Below are 22252 nucleotides of genomic sequence, written 5' to 3'. Positions count from 1 at the left end.
GCCGTCAGCCAGCCTGACCGCGGGACGCCAGATAGCGCCCGACCAGTTCGTTGATCTTCGCCTCGATGGCGGCGCGCTCCAGCACCACGCCGCCGTCGGCCCATTCGATCCGGCAGTCGCCGGTTGCAATCGTCGGTTCGGCCAGGATCACCAGCCGGCCCTGGAAGCCGCTCTGCGCCGCCATCCGCTCGATGCTGCCGCGCGCCGCGTCGTACAGCGCGTCGTTGATGCGGACCACGAGATGCGGCGTCGCCACCAGATGCGAGAAGCAGTCGCTGACCAGCGCGCTGATCTCGCCGAGCGGCTCGCGGGCCACCAATTCGGTGCAGAGCTTGCGGGCGACCGCGACCGCGACGTCGACCGCCTCGGTTTCCATCCGCATCTCGATGCCGGCAAAGCGCGCCGCAATGCCCCGGATCGACGTTCCGATCTCCTCCAGCGCCTGCGCGGAGCGGCGGTCGCTCTCGACCTTGGCCTCGCGCAGCGCGGCGTCGTAGCCGGCGCGATAGGCCCGCGCTTCGGCATCGGCGATCTTCTGCGCGATCTCCGCCGGTGTCGCCGCGCGCTCGCGGGCACGGTCGGGTGCCGAGAAGTCGGTGTCGAACATGAATTTCGCGGGCGCGGCCATCAGTACACCAGCTCGTCGTCGGCGCGGTTCTTAGTCAGCGTGATTTCGCCGCGGGCGGCCATGTCCTTGGCGAGGTTGACCAGCAGTGCCTGCGCCTCGTCGACGTCGCGCAGCCGCACCGGGCCCATCGCGGCCATGTCGTCCATCAGCATCTTGCCGGCGCGCGAGGACATGTTGCCGAGGAAGAAGCTGCGCACCTCCTCGTTGGCGCTCTTCAGCGCGACGCCGAGCTTGTCCTTGTCGATATTGCGCATCAAGGTCTGCGCCGAGGCAGCGTCGAGCTTGATCAGATCGTCGAAGGTGAACATCAGCGCCTTGATGCGCTCGGCGGATTCGCGGTTCTCTTCCTCCAGCGAGGTGATGAAGCGGGTCTCGGTCTGGCGGTCGAAATTGTTGAAGATTTCCGCCATCACCTCATGGGCGTCGCGGCGGCGGGTCTGCGACAGGTTCGACATGAATTCGGTGCGCAACGTCTGCTCGACGCGCTCGATCACTTCCTTCTGCACCGCTTCCATCCGCAGCATGCGGCCGACGACGTCGAGCGCGATGTCCTCGGGCAGGATCGCCAGCACCCGCGCGGCGTGCTCCGGCTTCAGTTTCGACAGCACCACGGCGATGGTTTGCGGGTACTCGTTCTTCAGGTAGTTGGCGAGCACCTCTTCCTGCACGTTGGACAGTTTCTCCCACATGTTGCGCCCCGCAGGGCCGCGGATCTCGTCCATGATGCCGGAGACGCGCTCGGCCGGCAAATACTGCTGCAGCAGCCGCTCGGTGGCGTCGAAATTGCCCATCAGCGCGCCGGAGGCCGACATCCGCGAGACGAATTCGAGCATCAAATCCTCGACCACTTCGGCCTCGACGGTGCCGAGGGTGGACATGTGGACCGACAGCTCGCGCACCTCGTCGTCGTCGAGCATCGACCAGATCTTGCCGCCATACTGCTCGCCGAGCGCCAGCATCAAGATCGCCGCGCGCTTCGGGCCGGCCATCGGCTTGGCCTTGGGGCGGCCGTTCTGCCGGCTCGCCAGCGTCGACAGGACGCTAGTGATGTCGTTGGCATTGGTGGTCTGCGGTACGCCGGCCATGTCAGCTCTCTTGAGGCTCGCTCAGCCATTGACGGATGATCGAGACGGTCTCGTTCGGATTGCGGTCGGCGAGCTCGCCGACCCGGTGCACGGCCTGGGCGTGGACCTGCCCTTGGATCTGGGCGACGTCGATCAACTGCGCCGCGCCGCTGCCGCTCGGGATCAGGGCCTGGCCGGTGGCGGCTTCGGAGCGCGCCTCGGCGAGGGCAGGGACCGCGGCCGCGCCGGTCAGGACGGGAATCACGTCGGCGGCGACGATGCGCTTGACCAGCGGGCGGATCACCATGAACAGCACGACGAGGCCGAGCATCATCATGACGCCGAGCTCGATGACGTACATCACGTCATCCTTGGTGAATTGCAGCATGCCGAGCAGGCCGGTCGGCTCGGCGATCGGCTGGCTCGCCGGCGGCTCGGCGAAGCGCAGATTGACCACCTCGACCTGGTCGCCGCGCTTCTGGTCGAAGCCGATCGCGGAACGAACCAAAGCGGCGATGCGGTCGAGCTGCTCCTTGCTGCGGTCCTGGTAGACCATCTCGCCTTTTTCGTTCTTGGCATAGGCGCCGTCGACCAGCACCGCGACCGAGATGCGATTGACGCGGCCGGCCTCGGTCACCTCGGTCTTGGTGGTGCGGGAAATCTCGTAATTGTTGGTTTCCTCGCTCTTCTTGCTCTGGTCGCGGGCGCGGGCGGCGTTGTCCTGGTTCTGGTTGCCGGGCAGCTCGTTGTTGACCGTGACCTGGCCGGAATTGTCGGCGGTGAGGCTCGATTCCTCGCGGGTCTGGGTCGAGCGCAGCACCCGCCCTTCGGGATCGAACCTGTCGGAGGTCTGGGTGATCTTGTTGTAGTCGAAGTCGGCGGAGAGCTGGACGCGGGCGCGGCCGGCGCCGACCACCGAGGAGACGATGTCCTCGACCTGCTTGCGCATCCGTTTCTCGAAGGCGGCTCGGCGCTCGTCGCCGACCGCGGCGTCGGCATCGGATTGCGCGCCGTCGGCGAGCAACTGCCCGGCCTCGTCGACGATCGAGACCCGCTGCGGCTTCAGCCCGTTGACGGCGGAGGCGACGACATGGCGGATGGCGCGGATCTGCTGCGCCTCCAGCGCGCCGCGGACGCGGAGCACGATCGAGGCCGACGGCTCCGGCGTCTCGCGCGAGAACAGCGGCTTCTCCGGCAGCACCAGATGGACGCGCGCGGCCTGGACGCGGTCGATGGCGCGGATGGTGCGGGCGAGCTCGCCCTCCAGCGCCCGCAGATGATTGATGTTCTGGACGAAGCTCGTGGTGCCCAAGGCGTCCGACTTGTCGAAGATCTCGTAGCCGACGCCGCCGCCCTTGGGCATGCCGCCCTCGGCCAGCTTCATGCGCAGCCGCGTCACCTTGTCCTTCGGCACCATGATCGCGGCGCCGTCATTGCGCAGCTCGAACGGGATCGCCTGGCGCTCCAGCTCCTTGATGATGGCCGAGGAGTCCTCGGTCGACAGGTCGGTGAACAGAGTGGTCATCTGCGGCGTGGTGACGCGCATGATGACGAAAGCGAAGAATCCGATCAGCGCCGCGGTGACCGCCACCATGGCCGCAAGGCGGGCCGCACCAAGACCTCTCAGGAAAGCAACCAGACCTTGCACGCACGGCCCCCAGGGATTCGGCCCCAAGGGAAGAGCGGGTCCGACTGGGCAAATATTGCCTAGGGTATGGTTTCCATCTGGTTAACGACCATTAAGGACCGCGGCAAAATGCGGACATGAAAAAAACCGGCTTCGCGAAACGAAGCCGGTTTTGTTCAAATGCCGCCTTTGGGGCGAGATTTATTGCCGATACTGCTGGATCCGTGTGGTGCGCAGCCCGGCCAGACCGTGCTGGTCGATCGAGAACTGCCAGGAAAGGAATTCGTCGACGGTCAGCGTGTAGCGGCTGCAGGCTTCCTCGAGGGAAAGCAGGCCGCCGCGGACCGCGGCTACCACTTCGGCCTTGCGCCGGATCACCCAGCGCTTGGTGCCGGGCGCCGGCAAATCTGCGATCGTCAACGGGCTGCCGTCAGGCCCGATGACGTACTTCACCCTCGGGCGATGGGGTTCTGTCATGGCGTACTCACAAACTCTCGACCACTGAACTCACAGGTCGAACCTACGCCCGCCGGCTTAAAATTTGGCTAAGCCCAAGGGTTCAATACGATTCTCGTTGGAATGGCCGGGAACAAGCTCCTTTGAGAGGCGTGAGCAGCCGCGGAGCGCGTCGCGCGTGGCCTTCGTCCGGCAGCGGAGCAAGCGGTACCCCTCTCCCTAACCCTCCCCCGCAAGGGGGGAGGGAACCCGTCTGCCGGTGGCTGCCTCACCGGTGTCGCTGATGAATCTCGAAAATGAACGAGCAACAATCGGCAGTAAGGTGAGTGCGCTGGTCAGGCTCCCTCCCCCCTTGCGGGGGAGGGTTGGGGAGAGGGGTAAGCCCCGGGCGCGATGATCATTGAAGACGTCGGTCTTGCAATCCTGCGCATCGCACGCACTCAAATCGTCGGCCGCAGCGGGCCGCGCGCCAGCGCGAGCAGTGCAGTCGCCAGCGCTTCCGCGGCCTTGTCCGGCCGGCGCTTTTCGTAGATTGCGAATTCGAGATCCGGCAGCGGCGGCAGGCCGTCGCCCGCGCCGAGCACGCGCAGCCCGGCGGTGACCGCGCTCAGCGGCAACGGGGTAACGGCAAGGCCGGCGACCGCGGCGGCGCGGACGCCGGTCAGGCTCGGGCTGGTGTAGACGATCTCCCAAGTGAGCTCGCCGTCGCGCAGCGTCGCCAGTGCTGCATCGCGCGACACCGAGCGTTCGCGGTACAGCGCCAGCGGCAGCGGCGCGCCGCGCACGAAATCGAACGACTCGGCCGCGGCCCACACCAGCGGCTCGCGCCACACCAGCCGTCCTTTCGATGTTCCCAGCGGCCGCTTCGCGAACACCAGGTCGAGCCGCCCGGCATCGAGCTGCTCGATCAGCTCGGCGCTGACCCCGATCTGCACCTCGAGCTTGACGCCGCGATGCAGCGCCGAGAAGCGGCCGAGCGCCGAGGGCAGCGAACCGCCGGCCACTTCCTCGACCACGCCGAGCCGCACCGATCCCGACAGCCGCGGCGCCATCAGCCGCTGCCGTGCCGCCTCCTCGAGCTGCAGCAGGCGGCGCGCATCGCCGAGCAGCATCTCGCCCTCGTCGGTCAACGCGACGCTGCGCGTGGTGCGGCGGAACAGCGGCCGTTTGGTTTCGAGCTCGAGCCGCTTGATCTGCTGGCTGATCGTCGACTGGGTCAAATTCAGCTGCTCGGCCGCGCGATGAAAGCCGCCGCAATCCGCCACCGCGACGAAGGCCCGCAGGAGTTCAAGCTCGAGCATCGGATTGATTCAATTTCATAATCAATCATATTATAGAATATCGTTTCTCTTATCAATGCCAGCCTCCTACCTTCGCGTCAGATCACGAAGCGAAACGAGGCTCATCATGTCGGAGACCACACACCCCACTGATCGCACATCGCGCCTGGCGCGCGCCCAAGCCGTCCTTGGCGGCAGCGGAAAGATCTGCCCGCCCGACCGCGCCACCGCGCTGCTCGAAGCAGTCATCGTCCCCGGCGACCGCGTCGCGCTCGAAGGCGACAACCAGAAGCAGGCCGACTTCCTGGCGGCGTGCCTGGCAAAGGTCGATCCGGCGCGGGTCCATGATTTGCACATGGTGCAGTCGGTGCTGGCGCTGCCGGATCATCTGGCCGTGTTCGAGCGTGGCATCGCCAACCGGCTCGACTTCTCCTTTGCCGGTCCGCAGAGCCGCCGGCTCGCCGAACTGGTCGCCGCCAAGGCGCTCAAGGTCGGCGCGATCCACACCTATCTCGAGCTGTACGCGCGGATGCTGGTCGACCTCACGCCGCAGGTCGCGCTTGTTGTCGCCGACAAGGCCGACCGCGACGGCAATCTCTATACCGGTCCCAACACCGAGGACACGCCGACCATCGCCGAAGCCGCGGCGTTCCGCGGCGGCGTGGTGGTGGCGCAAGTCAACGAGGTGGTCGACCACCTGCCGCGCGTCGACATCCCCGCCGGCTGGGTCGATGTCGTGGTGCCCGGTCCAAAACCATATGCGATCGATCCGCTGTTCACGCGCGATCCCGCCAAGATCAGGGACGAGAACGTCCTGATGGCGATGATGGCGGTCGCCGCGGTCTACGAACCCTATCAGGTGACCCGCCTCAACCACGGCATCGGCTACGCCACCGCCGCGATCGAATTGATCCTGCCGACCTTCGCCGCCCAGCGCGGGCTGAAGGGCAAGGTCGCGCGCAACTTCGTGCTCAATCCGCATCCGACGCTGATCCCCGCGATCGAGGCCGGCTTCGTCGACAATGTCTATTGCTTCGGCTCTGAGCTCGGCATGGAGCGCTATGTCGCGAGCCGCCCAAGCGTGTTTCCGGTCGGCGCCGACGGCAATCTGCGCTCCAACCGCGCGCTGGCCCAGGTCGCCGGCCAATATGCCTGCGATCTCTTCATCGGCGGCACGCTGCAGATCGACCCGCAGGGCAACAGCTCCACCGCCACCAAGGGCCGCATCACCGGCTTTGGCGGCGCGCCGAACATGGGCGCCGACCCGCACGGCCGGCGTCACGACAGTCCGGCCTGGCTGCGCGCTGGCGAGGAAGCGGGCGAGCGCCTGCGCGGCCGCAAGCTCGTGGTGCAGATGGTGCAGACCCGTCAGCCGAACGGCGCGCCGAGCTTTGTCGAGCGTCTCGACGCGTTCGATCTCGCCGCGGCGGCCGGCTTCGCGCTGCCGCCGGTGATGATCCATGGCGACGACGTCACCCACGTCATCACCGAGCACGGCGTCTGCAACCTGCTGCGTTGCCGCTCGCTGGAGGAGCGCGAGGCCGCGCTGCGCGCGGTGGCCGGCGACACCGAGTTCGGCAAGCGCCAGAACAGGGACATGACCGAGGCCCTGCGCCGCCGCGGCATCGTGATGCGGCCCGCCCATCTCGGCATCGACGCCGCGACCGCAACCCGCGACTGGCTCGCCGCCAAGTCGATCGGCGATCTCGTCACCGCATCGGGCGGCCTCTACACGCCGCCCGCCAAATTCCGGAAATGATGGAGGTTGTCATGCCCCATGCAACGCAGACTTCGAACGCAACACCAGCCTCGCTTGATAGCGCCAGGCAGCTTGCCGCGGCGCTGCTGTCGGAGCGCGGCGAAGCCTCCGGTGCGCTGATCGCGCGCGAATTGCAGCAGACCATGCGCCGGCTCGACGCCGACGGCCGCCACGGCTTTCAACGCTATCTGGCGGCGCACTTTCAACCTGATGCTGCGGCGCTGCGCGATGCGGCGCAGCGCTACCTCGCCGACAGCACGGCGGCAACCGCCGCGGCGCTGGCGCAGGCCGCCGATCCGCCGCGGCAGGAGGTGCTGCGCCGGATGAACATGGCCCCCGGCGGCACCGCCTCCTTGATTGCGATGCGCAGCGAGATCGCGAAGCGTTTTGCGACCGAGCCCGAGCTGAAACTGCTCGATGCCGATCTCAAGCATCTGTTCGCGTCCTGGTTCAATCGCGGCTTTCTCGAGCTGCGCCGCATCGACTGGGACTCGCCGGCCGCGGTGCTCGAGAAGCTGATCGCCTATGAAGCGGTGCATGCGATCAAGGGCTGGGACGATCTGCGGCGCCGCCTCGCGCCCGACCGGCGCTGCTTTGCCTTCTTCCATCCCGCGTTGCCCGGCGAGCCCCTGATCTTCGTCGAGGTCGCGCTGGTCGAGGGCCTCGCCACCGCCGTTCCGCCGCTGCTGGTGCAGGACACCGATGCCGACGCCGCGCAGAGCAGGGCGGCGCACGCCGACACTGCGATCTTCTACTCGATCTCGAACTGCCAGGACGGGCTGCGCGGCGTGTCGTTCGGCAATTTCCTGATCAAGCAGGTGGTCGAGGAATTGCAGGCCGAGTTTCCGCAATTGAAGCGCTTCTCGACGCTGTCGCCGATCCCGGGCTTTCGGCGCTGGCTCGGCCAGCAGCCTGCGGCGGCGGAGGACGCCGCGATGCTGCGCGAGCTTGATCGCGATAGCTGGTGGCGCGATGCGTCGACCAGCGAGCGGCTGCGCCCGTTCCTGATGAAGCGCTGCGCGCAGTATCTGACGCGCTCGCCGGCATCAGGCAATCGCATCGATCCCGTCGCGCGCTTCCATCTCGGCAACGGCGCGCGGCTGGAGCGCATCAACTGGCTCGGCAACACCGCCGATCGTGCGATGCAGGAATCCTTCGGCATCATGGTCAACTATCTTTATGATCACGACAGCATCGAGCGTAACCACGAGGCCTTCGCGCGCGAAGGAGAGATCGTACGTTCACCGCAGGTGGACGCCCTTCTGTAGTCACTCACCCCCGCCAAAGAAACGATGGAGTAAATGTCATGATGATGAACAGACGCACCTTTGCCTCCGCCCTACTTGCCGGCGCGGCGGCCTCGCTGATCTCCACACGCAGCATGGCCGCCACCACGCCGCCGGTGAAGGCACGCAACGTCGTGCTGGTGCACGGCCTGTTTGCTGACGGCTCGTGCTGGACCGAGGTCATTCCGCTGCTGCAGGCCGCCGGCCTCAACGTGACGTCGGTGCAGAATCCGCTGACCACGCTGCCTGACGCGGTCGCCTCGGCGCAGCGCGTGCTCGATCGCCAGGACGGCCCGACGGTGCTGGTCGGCCACTCCTTCTCCGGCATGATCGTCACCGAGGCCGGCGTGCATCCGAATGTCTCGGCGCTGGTCTATGTCGCCGCGCGCGCGCCCGATGCCGGCGAGGACTACACCGCGCTGGCGAAGACTTACCCGACGCCGCCGGCGAGCGCCGGCATCATATTCGATGGCGACGAGGGCCGGCTGACCGAAGAGGCTTTTCTGCGCGACTTCGCCGGCGATATCCCGGAGGCAAAGGCAAAGGTGCTCTATGCCGTGCAGCAGCCGTTCCACAAGGCGCTGTTGACCGGCAAGACCACCCACGCCGCCTGGCGCAGCAAGCCGAGCTTCTACGCGGTCTCGACCGAGGACCGCACCATCAATCCGGATCTCGAGCGCTTCATGGCCAAGCGGATGGGCGCGACCACGATCGAGGTGAAGGCGAGCCATCTCGGGCTGATCTCGCAGCCCGGCGCGATCGCAAAGCTGATCCTCGATGCCGCGGGCGCGGCGAAATAGTGCGTGGAAATCGGGGCGGTCTGCGACGGCCGCCCCGGACCCGGCAACTACCCGGCCACCGGCATAAACCTTAACGCCGAGATGCCGCCGCGCTCGGCTTGTCCCAATAAAGGAATTCGCATACTGGCTTTAGTTAAGTTCGAGTAAATTATTTCAGGTTCGTGTGGGAATGCGCGTCGATCCGGATAGCAGCGATGTGCTCAGCTTTACCTTTTTCGACAGCGGCACCGCTCTTCCTCCCGTCATAATCGAACCCAACAACGTCGTGGTCGAATCCGGGGCGATGGAAGCCCCGCTTGCCGATCCCAACGTCGCTCCCCTGAATCTGACGCTTCCGGTCGATCCGAACGGCCGTCCCCTGACGTTTCAGCTCATCGCGGTTCAGCCGTCGGCCGGCCACCAGGCCGGCACGGTCATGCTCAACAGCGCTGCGGTCGGTGTGGGCACGCAGGATCTGTCTGCGGACGACATGCAGCACCTGATCTATCTCGCGCCGGTCACTGGTGATGCATCCGTTGAAGTGGTGACCCTGAACTTCACGTTCACCGACGGTGTCGATACCGGCAACATGGTCGTGTTCGTCAATGTTACGCCTGCGGTCGACGGCACCTACACCGGGACGCCCGGCGCCGATCTGTTCGACGGCGGCGCCGGCAACGACACCTACACCGTCAACCATGCCGGCGACGTGGTGCTGGAGCAGGCCAATGCCGGCATCGACACGATCACCACCGCGCTCGGGACCTATCATCTCGGCGCCAATGTCGAGAATCTGACGCACACCGGCAGCACGGCGTTCACCGGCATCGGCAATGATGACGGCAACGTCCTCGCCGGCGGCCTCAGTGACGACTATCTGATCGGCCTCGGCGGCAACGATACGCTGATCGATGGCAGCGGCTTCAACACCCTGCAGGGCGGCACCGGCGACGACATCTATGCCGTCCAGTCCAGCGCCGATACCGTGTTCGAGTTCGCCAACGAGGGCACCGATGAGGTGCAGACGTTCCTGGCGTCCTATCACCTCTCGGCCAATGTCGAGAACCTGATCTTCATCGGCGCGGGCAATCACACCGGGATCGGCAACGAGCTTGCCAACGTTCTCACCGGTAGCAGCGGCAACGACACGCTCGATGGCGGTCTTGGCGCCGACACGCTGATCGGCGGCGCCGGCAACGACAGCTACATCGTCGACGATGCCGGCGACGTGGTGATCGAGAACGCGGGCGAGGGCGTCGACACGGTGACCACCGCCCTCGCGATCTGGCATCTCGACCCAAACGTCGAGAACCTGACCCATGCCGGAAGCAACGACTTTGTCGGCATCGGCAACAGCCTCGACAATGTCCTGACCGGCGGCGCCGGCACCGACTATCTGATCGGCGGCGATGGCAACGACACCTTCATCGATGCCAGCATTGCCAACACCTTTCAGGGCGGCGCGGGTGACGACACCTACGTCGTTCAATCCAATCTCGACAGCATCTACGAGGTCGCAGGCGAGGGCACCGATCAAGTGATGACGTCGCTGTCGGCCTACGTGCTGGCGCCCAATGTCGAAAATCTCACCTTCGTGGGTTCGGTCGGCCACACCGGCATCGGCAATGACGGCAACAACGTCATGGTCGGCAACGGCGGTGACGACTTCCTCAACGGTCTGGCCGGCAACGACATCTTGACCGGCGGTGCCGGCGCCGACCTGTTCGTGTTCACGACGTCGATCGCCGGCGGCAACAACGTCGACACGATCACCGACTTCGCGTCAGGCACGGACAGGATCGTGCTGGATCATGCGATTTTTGCCGGGGTCGCGCCCGGGGTGCTGGAGGATGCGGCCTTCGCTTTGTCCACCGCCGCGGAGACCGCGGCCACGCGCTTCATCTACGACCCCAATAGCGGCGCCCTGTCCTACGATGCGGATGGCAGCGGCGCCGGCGCCGCGGTTCAGTTTGCGATGCTCGGCACCACCACGCATCCGGCGGTTTCGGCGCACGATTTTCTGATCGCCTGAAGCGTGGGCGTTTCGTTCCGGCTGATCCGGCGGGATGGATGAAGGGAACAGGAACGCGGCATCGCCGGCGCACGCCGTGGGCGCGCCGTGACCCGCGGATTTCTCGATTGGAGAGGAAACGATTTCCGGCCGGGGTGTTGAGTCCGCTGAAGCAGCCTGAGGAGGAAGCTTATGCGGACCAGTACCATCGCCCTGCTGATCGCCGGCGCCGCCGCGATCGGCCCGGTGGCCATGCTGCAACCGGCGCACGGCCAAAATCTGCAGAATGACGCCGACAAGGGCGTCAAGACCCGGAACTCCGGCGAGTCGGGTTATGTCGGTGACCAGGAAAGGCCGGGGGCCAGTGCCAAGCCGCCTGGCCGCCCCGATAATGCTGCGGGCTCCGCGGACGCCACGACGTCCCCGAGCGCACAAAATTCCGGAACCGGAATTAGCGGCGCGCCTGGGAGCAAGAGTGGACCGGCGAAGGGCACGGTGGGATCCAATTCGCAGAACACGCATGTGCGTCAGCAGGACCCGTCGAACATCAAGGGATTGCCCGGCAACAAGAGTGGCCCGCCGGCAAAGCGGTGAGGCCGGAGCGTAGGACGGATATCGTTGCACGCCCGGAATGACGAGGGGAGAGGCTTCGCTCTAAAAGTGAGTTGCCCGCCCCGTCAATCCCTCCGTGCAAAAATATTTCGCTTTTTCGGAAGGGCAACTCAGTGTAGGGTTTACCCGTCTCACCCGATCGAGGGGCGCTGGCCATCGTCGCGGTGTTTGCGGTGAGATGCGGTGGACGCCGCGCATGCCAGTGACGACAGCATGCGAGGCGGACGGTGAAGTCGTGCAGGCCTGACGCCCTAGTGGCAGGTGTCTTCTCGCAGGATGGGAATGCGTCTTGCGAGGACGGTGACAAAAAAGCCCAGTCTCGCCGGGGAGAGCACGTATAAGCCGTAACCCATCGCGCAGGGAAAGCCGGGTTGTTTCCGGTTACACCTGTGGTCCTACCCCGGTGCTTTTTTGTTGCACCGGGCCCATGGGTGCAATCGGCACCCGGCTTTCCCTGCGCCCTCTGTTCTCAGAGCGGCGAAACGAAATGCAAAGCTCGGACAAATCATGTCGCGAGATGGCGCAACTGCGTCCCCACGCACACCTGTCATCGCCCGGCCTGTGCGCAAATGCGCACATGGACCGGGCGATCCAGTACGCCGCGGCCTCTCGGCTAAACAATGACTGTCTCTGGAATACTGGATCACCCGCCTTCGCGGGTGATGACACCGAACAAGTTGTTTGAAGCGTGAAGCCGATCGGCACCAACACCGTCATCCTGAGGTGCTCGCCTTGCGGTGCATTTGCACCGCAAGGCGAGCCTCGAAGGATGAATCGGCCCGGCTGGTGGCCGTCGATCCTTCGAGGCTCGCAAGAGCTCGCACCTCAGGATGACGGGACCAAGGTTGGCGCGTGTTGAGCAAGATTGTCCGCGGCATGCGTGACGCCGCCTTTGCTCGTCCTACAATCGCGCGACGTCCACAACGATCAGCTGCTGCTGGTCGACGGGCGCACCACGCGCTTGATCTTGTCGGTGGTGTAGGTCTGGCCGCCGATCGAGAGCAGCGGCGGCGAGGCGGTGAGGTCGACGGAATCGACCACGCCCTGCACCTCGGTCGAGATCGCGATGTCGTTGCCCTTGGAGTCCTTACCCGTCGCGGTCAGGGTGTAGGTGCCGGGCGGCCACTGCGCGCCGTCATTGCCCTTGCCGTCCCAGACGAAGCTGGAATTGCCCTGGCTCATGGTGAAATTGCCGGAATAGGCGAGCTGGCCGGACGCGTTGGTGATGCTGATGGTCGCGCTGGTGTTCGCCGGCGCGTTCAAATTCCAGGTCGCCGACTTGTCGAACTGCGCCTTGCTGCCGTCGACCGCCACCGTGTTGCCGACATAGACCAGCGCCTGGGTCGACTGCGCGCTCTTCTCGATCTCGATCAGCGACTTCAGCTGATCGTTCGACTTCAGCTGCTGCTCGACGCCGGCGAACTGCACGAGCTGCTGGGTGAACTGGTTGGTGTCGAGCGGATCCAGCGGGTTCTGGTTCTGCAGCTGCGTCGTCAGCAGCGTCAGGAAGGTCTGGAAATTGTCGGCAATGCCCTGCGTCGAGGTCGACGAGCTGTTGCTGCTGCTGGAGCTCGATCCGTTACTGGGGGCCGGTGCGGAGACGACCGGCGTCGGCATGGTTGCATCGACTGACATGGCAAACTCCTCACACTCTGATGTCGACGCCGCCGATGGCGCCGGTTGCGCGTCCGTAGGAGCGGCCCGCCACGGCAGCGGGGACGTTTTCTTCCTCGCTGACGATCAGGCGGTGGGCATTTGGATTGGGTTGCTGGCCGTTGTTGTTCTGGCCCGACTGCGACTGGTCGCGCAGGCTGAACTGCAATCCGCTGTTGCCGGTCGAGAGGCCGGCATTGTCGAGCGCGCGCTGCAGCTGGTTGGCGTCCTGGCGGAGCATCTGCAACGTTTCCGGACGCTCGACGGTGAGATGCGAGGTCACCTGGCCGTTGCGGTCGACGTCGATGCGAACATCGATGCGGCCGAGCTCGGCGGGATCGAGCCGGATCTCGAAGCGGCTCTTGCCGCTCTTGGCGGAGGCTGCGATCTGCACCGCAAGCCCGCTGAGCGGCCCGGTCGCGGCCTGCGCCGCATTCGTCACGGTCAGTTGCGCGGTCGCGGCAGGCGTTGCCTGCGTGGTCGGCAGTTGCGGCTGGATGGTGTTGGCTGCCTGCGCGCTGGGATCGGGCGTGGTGAGCTGAGCCTGCGCAGCCGCGTGGCCGCCTGCGGGCGTCGCGGGCGCGGGAGCCGCCGCGTTGCCGCCGGCGTCGGGCTTGATGGCATCGGCGGCGCCGTCTGCCGTCTTCGGCTTGCCGGCCACATTCGCGGGTTGGGCAACGGCGGGAACGATCGTTGTTGGCGCCGTCGCGGCGGCGTTGCCGGATGGCGTCGCGCCGTCCGAATCGGCAGGCGTTGCGACGGTGCTGTCCTTCGCTGCTGCTTGCGGGATGGCCTGCGCCGTCACCTTGCCGGGATGAATTCCAGTTGCGACCGTCGCGGCGAGCGTTGCATCGCCGGTCGCAGTCGCTGTCGCGGTGCCTTGAGTGGTCGTCTGAACTGTTCCCTGAGCAGCGGGCTCGGCCGTCGCAGCGTCGGCACTGGCCACGAGCTGCGCCGCAGTCTTGACGCCCGCCGCCTTGGCAACGTTAGCGGCATTCGCAGTGGTGGTCGCTGCCGTTGCGGTGTCGGCGCCGGACGGGGCGCCGGTGCCGGCGATGGCCGCGCTGGCAGCAATCGCTGCGGCGGCGATCGCCAGCGGCGCGGTGGCCTTGTCGGATGGTGCAGTGGCCACCGCCGGGTCGGTCGGTGTGGCGGCAACAGGAAGCGGCACGGCGGGGGCAGTCGCCGTGGTCGTCGTGCTGGACGTGTCCGGCTGCACGGCGGCTGGCGCAGCGGCCGTTTGATCGTCGGTGGCTTTGCTATCGCCGGCCGGCTTCGAATCGTGCGACTTCGACTCGTCGGATTTCGGTTTGGTCTTGCGCGGCGCATCGCCGTCGGCGGCGACCTTGCTGTCGTCAGGCGCGCTGGCGGGATCGCGCGAGGTTCGATCGGGGGCGGGCGCGGTGTCGCGCGCGCGGGTGTCGGTGGTTGGCGGCGCGGAATCGTCGGAGCGGCGCGGCGGCGGCGTGTCGTATGGGCGATTGTCGCTCCGGGGCGCGGCATTGCTGTCGACCAACGCGGCAAAGCTGTCGTTCCCGGGCCGCTCGCTCGGGTCCGGCCGGGACGAGCGCTGTGGGGCGCTCTGAAGGGACAGGCTTGCCAATGCTTCCGACGTGACCACAACCAACCTCGCAATGAGACTTCCGGCCTCAAAGTCAGCAAGGACCGGGCCAATCCCCAAGGCCAAATAATGTCTAGTAATTTCAGTCACTTGCCGCGACGGAATGCGGTTCCCGAGCGGGTTCCCGGCGGTCTCGTTTTTGCCCGGCGGCAAGATTTGCCGTCCGCGCGCGGCACCTCGTCGCTTCCGCCTGATTGCCTCGCTCGAATCGGCCCTATATTAAAGAGAGCCCGCAGCGCGTCCCGAACCGGCCGATCCGGCCTTGGACGTGTTCCAGGGCTCTCTGGACAAAGGCTTTTTCAAATTCCGTCGCGGGAGGCCGCAAGCTCGCCGCGACACTGATCGATGACCGCTTAGGATGCTCAACAGTCTGGATCTCGAAGGCCGCCCTGAGGATACACGAATCGTCGTCGCCATGTCCGGCGGCGTCGACTCGTCGGTGACGGCTGCGCTGTTGAAGTCGCAGGGCTACGACGTGGTCGGGATCACGCTGCAGCTCTACGACCATGGCGCCGCGACCCATCGCAAGGGCGCCTGCTGCGCCGGCCGCGACATCCACGACGCGCGCAACGTCGCCGAGCGGATCGGCGTTCCGCATTACGTGCTCGACTATGAGAGCCGCTTCAAGGAATCGGTGATCGACAATTTCGCCGATAGCTACGCGCTCGGCGAAACGCCGGTGCCGTGCATCGAGTGCAACCGTTCGGTCAAGTTTCGCGATCTGCTGGCGACCGCTCGCGAGCTCGGCGCGCAGGCGCTTGCCACCGGCCACTATGTCGCCTCGCGGCGGCTCGGCGACGGATCGCGCTCGCTGGTCTGCGCGGCGGATGCCGACCGCGACCAGAGCTATTTCCTGTTCGCGACCACGCGCGAGCAGCTCGATTTCCTGCGCTTCCCGCTCGGCGACATGACCAAGCCGCAGACCCGCGAGCTGGCGCGGCGCTTCGGCCTCGAGGTTGCCGACAAGCAGGACAGCCAGGACATCTGCTTCGTGCCGACCGGCCGCTACACCGACATCATCGGCCGGCTGAAGCCCAGCGCGATCGCGCCGGGCGAGATCGTCGATCTCGACGGCCACGTGATCGGCCAGCACCAAGGCATCGTTCATTTTACCGTCGGCCAGCGCAAGGGCCTCGGCATCGCCGCGGGCAGCCCGCTCTATGTGGTCAAGCTCGATGCGGCGACGCGCCGCGTCGTGGTCGGGCCGCGCGAGGCGCTGCGGATGGATCGCATCGTGCTGCGCGACGTCAACTGGATCGGCGACGGCGCGCTCGATCGCGTGATCGGCGACGGCATCGAGATCTATGTTCGGGTGCGCTCGACCCGCGCGCCGCAGCCGGCGTGGCTGCGCGCCGCCGACGGCAGCTACGAGGTCGAGCTCGTCGCCGGCGAAGAGGGCGTGTCGCCCGGCCAGGCCTGCGTGTTCTACGACGCGCCGTCAGGACAGGCGCGCGTGCTCGGCGGCGGTTTTATCAGGAGCGCGAGCGCAAGCCGCGTCGCGCGGGCTGTGCCACGCGATGCGCTGGAAGCGGTTCGCGGCTAGAAAAAAGAGGCGTCGGGGCAGGGGATGGCTGGGGACATCGACCGCGAAGGGGTCGAAAAGGCGTATGGCCGCTGGGCGCCGGTTTACGATCTGGTATTCGGCAAGGTGTTCGATCAGGGCCGGCAGTCCACGATCGCGGAGGCCGACCGGATCGGCGGCCGCGTGCTTGATGTCGGCGTCGGCACCGGGCTGTCGCTGTCGGAATATGCGCGCACCACGAAGCTTTGCGGCGTCGATATTTCCGAGCCGATGCTGCGGCGCGCGCAGCAGCGCGTCCGCGCGCTGGGGCTCTCCAATGTCGAGACGCTGGCGGTGATGGACGCCAAGAACCTCGCCTTCCCCGACGCGTTCTTCGATGCGGTGGTCGCGCAATATGTCATCACCGCGGTTCCGGATCCCGAGGCGACGCTGGACGATTTTGTCCGGGTGCTGAAGCCCGGCGGCGAATTGATCCTCGTCAACCACATCGGTGCCGAGAGCGGACCGCGCCGCGCCTTCGAGCTCGCCTTCGCGCCGCTGGCGCGGCGGCTCGGCTGGCGCCCGGAATTTCCCTGGGCGCGGCTGACCGATTGGGCGGCGCGGCATGGCGGCGTCAGTCTCGCGGAACGGCGGCCGATGCCGCCGATGGGGCACTTCTCGCTGATCCGCTTCCGCAAGACGTGAAACTCTCGCGATGATGGGTGGGAACATCAGCGCATCGGCGTCGTTGGTTTCCTATGCAGATCACTCGCACACTCGCGCTGTCCTGCGCCCTGATGACGCTGCCGGTTTTGGCCGTAGCCCAGGCGCCGCCGACGCCCGCGACGCCGCCGGCACAGACCGCGCCGCCATCGCCGACGCGCGCCGCGAACTGCGCGCCGATGCAGCAGCCCCCGCAGCCCGGCACCAAGGCGCCGGATGGAACCACCACCGGCCAGAGCGGCCAGTCGCTCGGCGACAAACTTGCCAAATCCGACGGCGTACTGTGCCCGCCCGCCGGCGTCGATCCCGAGATGCGCGCGCCGACCCCGGAGGGTGGCACCACGCCGGTGATCCCGCCGCCCGGCAGCCCCGGCGGCGATCAATCGCTCCGGCCAAAATAGCCCCTGCCGCCAATAAGTTGCCGGCAGGGCCGGGTTTGCTTGACAGGCGCATCCGCACCTCATTATATCCCGCGCGTTCGCGCCCGCGGCCATCTGCCGCCGGCCGCGATGCCGTGGCGGGGTAGCTCAGCTGGTTAGAGCACGGGAATCATAATCCTGGGGTCGGGGGTTCGAGTCCCTCCCCCGCTACCATCTGTCACCCCCCCACTCGAACGTTTCAGCAACGGTCCCGGCAGCGTCAATTCCGACAAGGATGCCTTGATCTCGATTGCGAGTTCGTCGGTCACCGGCGGCGCATGAACGACGACAGCTTGGACCAGCTGGCGCAGTGTGGCGACGAGCTCGGGCTCGTCGAGTTCCGCGGCCTCTGCGGCGACGTCGGCCAGGCGCCTGATGTCGGCGAGATAGCGCTCAATCGCCGCCGGGTGCACGGTGACGATCTCGGAAGCGGCTGCGATCTGTGCGAGCTCGGCCTTGACGCGCTTCCGTTCGGCGGCGAGCTCATTGACTTTCGGGTTGTAGGTGTCGAAATCCGCGCCCTTCGCAATGTTCGTGATCAGGCGATCGATCTCGCGGTCGAGCTCGCCGTTGCGGCGCTGCAGATGCTTCTCGCGGTCGCCACTCTCCTTGGCCAAGCGCCGCCGCTCGGCGTTGTAGGTGCGGATATATTCGGTGATTGCCTCGGGATTGGCGAGCTCCTCGCGCAAGCCTTCAAACACCAGGGTCTCGATAGCCGGGCGCGAAACCTTGCGGCCGTTGCTGCAGACGCCGCTCTCGCGAAATGCCGAGCACTGCATGCGGTGAGGCTTCCCCTTCCTCTGCGCGCCGATCGCCGACATACCTGCGCCGCAGGATCCACAGCGCAGCAGGCCTGACAAGGGCCGGACAGCCTTCCGCGATTGCGAGGCGCCCTGGTGACTGCGGCCAGCCTTGATCACCTGTGCGGCCTTGAACGTCGCGTTCTCAACGATCGCCAAGTGCGGCGCGTCGACGCTGCGATATTGGTCTTTGCGGTTCGGGCGTGGCACGCGTTTCCCGGTCGCAGGATCCTTGACCATGCGGACCTTGTTCCAGACGATGCGGCCCGCATAGAGCTCGTTGATCAGCATACCATGCCCGCGCGCGGCATTACCGTTGATCGTCGACGCGTTCCAATTGTTACCGCGGGGCGGCTTGATACCGTCGGCATTAAGGCCCGCGGCGATCTCGCGCGGCGTCTTGCCCTCGACAAACTCGCAAAAGATCCTTCGCACGATCTCGGCTTCGGCCTGATCGATCTCGAGTTCGCCTGGTTTGCCTGCGATCGCCCGATAGCCGTAGGCGCGGCCCCCGGCGTGGCGGCCGTCGCGGATCACGCTCTCGAGGCCGCGGCGGGTGTGGACGACCAGGTTCTCGAGAAACATCTCGCCCATGAGCGCGCGTAGCGCGCCATCGAGCTTGCCCACCTTGCCGCTCGCCGTGTGGATCGCGATACCGAGGAAGTCGAGCCGCTTGCGTGCGGTATGCCAATCGCCCTGGTCGCGTGAAATACGATCGACGTCCTCGGCGACAATGACATCGAAGTGGAGCGCTTCGGCTGCTCGCATCAAGTCCTGGAAGCCGGGACGATTGACTGTCGAAGCACCGGAGATCTCGCGATCGCAGAAGGTCAGCACGACCGTAAACCCTTCGCGGGCACAGAGCTCGCGGCAGGACGCGATCTGATCGTCGACGGATCTATCGTTCTGACGATCGGACGAGAAGCGGGCGTAAATGGCTGCGCGGATCATTTAGCGTTGCCTCCAGCTCGGCCCGGCGGACGAGCTCGGCCGCATGATCCTGCCTTGCGTGCAGTAATGCAAGAGCGCGCGCAACGGCCAAGGCGGCCGCGCCAGGGCTTTCCGCGGATAACTTGCGCGGCGAGTTGGTCACCGGAAGCCGGGCTCCTGTTCCATCATTTCGGCATTGAGCGGTGCCGTGAGGCTTTCGTTGGCGAGCGCCGCCGTGTCGCCGACGCCGGAGCGGATGATGGTTTCGCAGTCGACGCGGCCGATCGAGAAGACAGCACGTTCCTGCAGCTCGCGATCAAGGATGGCGGCCATGACGACGAACACCGTCACCTCATCGTCTCCATATTTGCGGCGATCCAGCATCCGTTGCGCCGCACGCTCTTATGATGTTACCTTCGGGCAAATGCCGGAAGCGTTGATCATCCCGAACATCATGCTCAGGCGAGGCCAAAATGGAATAAACGTTATGAGCTCGTCGTGCGGTGGGATGCGACAGCGAACGAAAAGGACAGCAGGTTGCCGGTCGCGTCTTCAGCTCGCGGTAATCAGAGCCTCCGCTATCGCAAACGGGGCGGTTGACTTTCCTCGCTTCGGCAAACACTTTGAGACGCACGAGCGCACCTTCAACTGGGGTGCAACACTTCGAGAGGTCACGGCCTGTGCCCGCGAGTTGGCAGTCAAGCGCATCAATAAAGCGATTACCGACTATATGAAGGTCTTCGCGCATTTCGGCTTATTTGAAGAGGCCGAGAAGAAGCACGTCTATCGACTAACCGACCTGGGAGTATCCTATTATGAGCGACTTGAAGCGCAGAGTATTCGTTTGGGCGATGACGCTTCCACTGGCGAGTTCGATCTTCCTAGCACTGAGCGAATCGGCGTGGTGCCTGCCGGCGGGAGTCATTCTCCGGTAACCCTGCACGATCGTTGATGCGCGGGTGAATGCGCCCCGAATTCATGTCAGATCTTTGTTCCAAGAGTCGTACAGCGATCGGATCGATGCGTGTTCCATAGTCACGTACCTGCTTGAACGCGCTGCGCCGTTCCATGCCCGGAGGAAGGCGCACCCGTTGCCTCGACTAGAGCAAAGAACTGCTCGAACAGGCTGTCTAGCTCGCCTAAGCTCTCCATTCCTTTCTATGCGACGGGAGTGCGGAGAGGTGCGGACGATCTCCGCGCCTCTTAGCCTTCGCAGATTTACAAGAACCCGATGGAAATCCATGGCACTGCTGCCACTACAAGCGTGCCGAGGAGCAAGGCCACTATGTACACGACGATCGGTCCCATGCCTTCGTCGGGATGTATGCGACTGATGGCGCAGGCCGCGTAGTAGCCGACCCCGAAGGGTGGCGCGAAAAGGCCGATACCCATCGCCAGAACAACGACCATGGCGTAGTGGACCTCATGAACGCCGACCTGGCGCGCGATAGGGAAGAGCAGGGGACCGAAGAGCACGATGGCGGGAATGCCTTCGAGTACGCTTCCCAAGATCACGAAAGCGACGATGGTGACAACGAGAAAGACAGGTATGCCACCCGGCAAGGAAGTCATGAACTTCGCAAGCGATGCCGAGAAGCCCGACTGGGTCAGTGCCCAGGCCATTCCCGTCGCCGCACCGATAATGAAGAGGATCGCACCGGAGAGGGCCGCGGTCTCAACTAACATCGGATAGAGGCGACGCCAATCAAACTGCCGATAGATGAGAAGCCCCGCCAATATGGAGTAGACGATACCTATCGTCGAAACCTCGGTGGCAGTCGCGACCCCTTCGACAACCGCGGCGCGGATCACAAAAGGAAGGGCGATGGCGGGAATCGCGATCAAGAACGCACGACCAATTTCTCGGCCCGTCGCCCGCTGAACGTGTGATAAGTCCTCCCTACGGTATCGCCACCACACGACTGCGCACAGCCCGATTGCGAGCACGATGGCTGGCAATAACCCGCCGGTGAACAGAGCCGCGATCGACACTCCGGTCACCGATCCGATCGTGATCAGCACCAAGGACGGCGGGATTGTCTCCGTCTGAGCGCCGGTGGCTGCCAGGAGTGCGACGAGGTCACCGCGTTTTGCGCCGCGCTTGGTCATTTCGGGGAAAAGCACGGGCGCTACCGCCGCCATATCGGCCGCCTTGGATCCCGAAATACCCGAGACCAAGTACATCGCACCGACCAGCACATAGTGGAGGCCACCCCGAACGTGGCCGAGCAGACTGGCAAGGAACCCAACCATGGCGCGGGCCATGCCAGTCATTTCGATCAACAAGCCGAGGAACACGAACAGAGGCACTGCAAGCAGGATGAGATGGCTCATGCCTTCGTCCATGCGGCCGATGACAACCACGTCGGGTGTGCTGGTCGTCAGCGTTATGTAGCCAATGGTCGCCAAGCCGAACGCGAAGGCGATCGGCACGGCTGCGAAAACCATGGCGCCAACTATGAACACGAAGAAGATCAGCAGATTGAGATTGCCGAGCGGCTTCAGGACTGGCGCCAGTAGCGCGAGAGCTGCGATCAGCGCTCCCACGGTAGCGACGGCTGCGACGAGGTGCTTGACGTTCGCGACGGCCGCCAGCCTCAGCGTTGCGACGATCAGCATCAAGCCAATGCCGACCGGCAGCGCGGCGGCGCGCCAAGTGTTGACGATCGCCAAAGCAGGAGTGGTGACAAACAATTCGTCGGCCGCAAATTCGTACGCTGGGTGGATGACCAAAAGCAGGAACGCGAACGATGCGGCCGTAGCGAAGACGTCAAGGAACAATCTGGCTTCCGGGCGGATCATGCCAACGATTGCCGTCATCCGCATATGCTCGGCTCGCTGGAAGGCGACGACCGATCCCAACATCGCGAGCCATAAGAACAGAATGCCGGCAAGCTCGTCCGACCAGACAATCGGCGCGTGGAGTATGTAGCGGGAGATGATGCCTACAAAAAGGACGATCACCTCCGCAACAACCAGCAGCGCGGCAGGAATGGCGACGACAGGCTTGAGAGCTTTGTTCAGGCCCACAATGGCCTTACGCCACCCGGAAGCCGGCTCTGGCAGGGCAAGTGTCGCTCCGTCTATGTGTGCGTGTTCCATG

Annotated in this window: 18 protein-coding genes, 1 tRNA gene and 2 pseudogenes; 11 read left to right on the top strand and 10 right to left on the bottom strand. The window is 65.4% G+C overall.

Annotated elements, in window-relative coordinates; translation table 11 throughout:
* Positions 1-4: 4 nt before the first annotated feature.
* The 5 genes from fliH to XH93_RS37050 form a co-directional block, all read right to left on the bottom strand.
* Positions 5-628, bottom strand: coding sequence for a FliH/SctL family protein (gene fliH, locus XH93_RS37070; protein ID WP_194471266.1), 624 nt, complete (start codon positions 626-628; stop codon positions 5-7).
* On the bottom strand, positions 628-1713 hold the full coding sequence (gene fliG / locus XH93_RS37065; protein ID WP_139486294.1) for a flagellar motor switch protein FliG: 1086 nt from the start codon (positions 1711-1713) through the stop codon (positions 628-630). The genes fliH and fliG overlap by 1 nt, the downstream gene beginning before the upstream one ends.
* A 1-nt stretch (position 1714) precedes the next feature.
* Positions 1715-3340 carry a flagellar basal-body MS-ring/collar protein FliF gene (gene fliF, locus XH93_RS37060; protein WP_194471265.1) on the bottom strand — a complete coding sequence of 542 codons (1626 nt, stop codon included), beginning with the start codon at positions 3338-3340 and terminating at the stop codon, positions 1715-1717.
* 180 nt (positions 3341-3520) lie between these two features.
* Complete coding sequence (locus XH93_RS37055) at positions 3521-3796, bottom strand: DUF1153 domain-containing protein (RefSeq protein WP_002714638.1); 276 nt, start codon at positions 3794-3796, stop codon at positions 3521-3523.
* A gap of 419 nt (positions 3797-4215) precedes the next feature.
* Positions 4216-5076, bottom strand: a complete 861-nt coding sequence (locus XH93_RS37050; protein ID WP_194471264.1) for a LysR substrate-binding domain-containing protein — start codon at positions 5074-5076, stop codon at positions 4216-4218.
* 106 nt (positions 5077-5182) lie between these two features.
* On the opposite strand from XH93_RS37050, the gene mdcA reads away from it, so the two are divergent.
* From mdcA to XH93_RS42620, 5 genes and pseudogenes are all read left to right on the top strand, one after another.
* On the top strand, positions 5183-6814 hold the full coding sequence (gene mdcA / locus XH93_RS37045; protein WP_194471263.1) for a malonate decarboxylase subunit alpha: 1632 nt from the start codon (positions 5183-5185) through the stop codon (positions 6812-6814).
* An 11-nt stretch (positions 6815-6825) separates the two neighbouring features.
* Positions 6826-8082, top strand: a complete 1257-nt coding sequence (locus XH93_RS37040) for a malonyl-CoA decarboxylase (RefSeq protein ID WP_246799415.1) — start codon at positions 6826-6828, stop codon at positions 8080-8082.
* Between the two features lie 38 nt (positions 8083-8120).
* Entirely contained in the window at positions 8121-8900 is a 780-nt protein-coding gene (locus XH93_RS37035; protein ID WP_194471261.1) for an alpha/beta fold hydrolase, read from the top strand.
* A 169-nt stretch (positions 8901-9069) separates the two neighbouring features.
* Positions 9070-10911: a calcium-binding protein gene (locus XH93_RS37030; protein WP_194471260.1), complete on the top strand. Its 1842-nt coding sequence runs from the start codon at positions 9070-9072 to the stop codon at positions 10909-10911.
* A 393-nt stretch (positions 10912-11304) separates the two neighbouring features.
* Positions 11305-11484, top strand: a pseudogene (locus XH93_RS42620) (hypothetical protein); the annotation flags it as partial.
* Between the two features lie 945 nt (positions 11485-12429).
* On the opposite strand, the gene XH93_RS37020 reads toward XH93_RS42620, so the two are convergent.
* The gene (locus tag XH93_RS37020; RefSeq protein ID WP_194471258.1) at positions 12430-13137 is read right to left on the bottom strand and encodes a flagellar hook assembly protein FlgD; all 708 of its coding nucleotides are present in this window, start codon (positions 13135-13137) and stop codon (positions 12430-12432) included.
* A 10-nt stretch (positions 13138-13147) separates the two neighbouring features.
* The gene (locus XH93_RS37015; RefSeq protein WP_246799414.1) at positions 13148-14776 is read right to left on the bottom strand and encodes a flagellar hook-length control protein FliK; all 1629 of its coding nucleotides are present in this window, start codon (positions 14774-14776) and stop codon (positions 13148-13150) included.
* A gap of 358 nt (positions 14777-15134) precedes the next feature.
* On the opposite strand from XH93_RS37015, the gene mnmA reads away from it, so the two are divergent.
* The 5 genes from mnmA to XH93_RS42615 all read left to right on the top strand — a co-directional run bounded on the left by mnmA (position 15135) and on the right by XH93_RS42615 (position 18276).
* On the top strand, positions 15135-16319 hold the full coding sequence (mnmA, locus tag XH93_RS37010; protein ID WP_194471256.1) for a tRNA 2-thiouridine(34) synthase MnmA: 1185 nt from the start codon (positions 15135-15137) through the stop codon (positions 16317-16319).
* Between the two features lie 24 nt (positions 16320-16343).
* Positions 16344-16982 (top strand): class I SAM-dependent methyltransferase, encoded by a 639-nt coding sequence (locus XH93_RS37005; protein WP_139482256.1) that lies wholly within the window; start codon positions 16344-16346, stop codon positions 16980-16982.
* Positions 16983-17035: 53 nt separating this feature from the next.
* Positions 17036-17401 carry a hypothetical protein gene (locus tag XH93_RS37000; RefSeq protein ID WP_194471255.1) on the top strand — a complete coding sequence of 122 codons (366 nt, stop codon included), beginning with the start codon at positions 17036-17038 and terminating at the stop codon, positions 17399-17401.
* Between the two features lie 115 nt (positions 17402-17516).
* Positions 17517-17593 (top strand) — tRNA-Met (locus tag XH93_RS36995).
* Between the two features lie 104 nt (positions 17594-17697).
* The gene (locus XH93_RS42615; protein WP_246799413.1) at positions 17698-18276 is read left to right on the top strand and encodes a hypothetical protein; all 579 of its coding nucleotides are present in this window, start codon (positions 17698-17700) and stop codon (positions 18274-18276) included.
* On the opposite strand, the pseudogene XH93_RS36990 reads toward XH93_RS42615, so the two are convergent.
* Together XH93_RS36990 and XH93_RS36985 are read right to left on the bottom strand one after the other, a co-directional pair.
* Positions 18163-19170 (bottom strand): annotated as a pseudogene (locus tag XH93_RS36990) (recombinase family protein); the annotation flags it as partial. The gene XH93_RS42615 and the pseudogene XH93_RS36990 overlap by 114 nt on opposite strands.
* Positions 19171-19308: 138 nt before the next feature.
* The gene (locus tag XH93_RS36985; RefSeq protein ID WP_194471254.1) at positions 19309-19500 is read right to left on the bottom strand and encodes a hypothetical protein; all 192 of its coding nucleotides are present in this window, start codon (positions 19498-19500) and stop codon (positions 19309-19311) included.
* Here XH93_RS36985 and XH93_RS36980 point away from each other — a divergent pair.
* Positions 19481-20101, top strand: a complete 621-nt coding sequence (locus tag XH93_RS36980) for a hypothetical protein (protein ID WP_194471253.1) — start codon at positions 19481-19483, stop codon at positions 20099-20101. The two genes, XH93_RS36985 and XH93_RS36980, sit on opposite strands and share 20 nt — an antisense overlap.
* Positions 20102-20367: 266 nt before the next feature.
* Here XH93_RS36980 and XH93_RS36975 read toward each other — a convergent pair whose 3' ends face one another.
* On the bottom strand, positions 20368-22251 hold the full coding sequence (locus XH93_RS36975; RefSeq protein WP_194471252.1) for a TRAP transporter large permease subunit: 1884 nt from the start codon (positions 22249-22251) through the stop codon (positions 20368-20370).
* Position 22252 lies beyond the last annotated feature (1 nt).

Source organism: Bradyrhizobium sp. CCBAU 51753, from assembly GCF_015291565.1.
GTDB classification, from domain to species: Bacteria; Pseudomonadota; Alphaproteobacteria; order Rhizobiales; family Xanthobacteraceae; genus Bradyrhizobium; species Bradyrhizobium ivorense.
The sequence above is the reverse complement of the archived record's forward strand: the minus strand, read 5'-3'. Positions and strand labels throughout refer to the sequence as shown.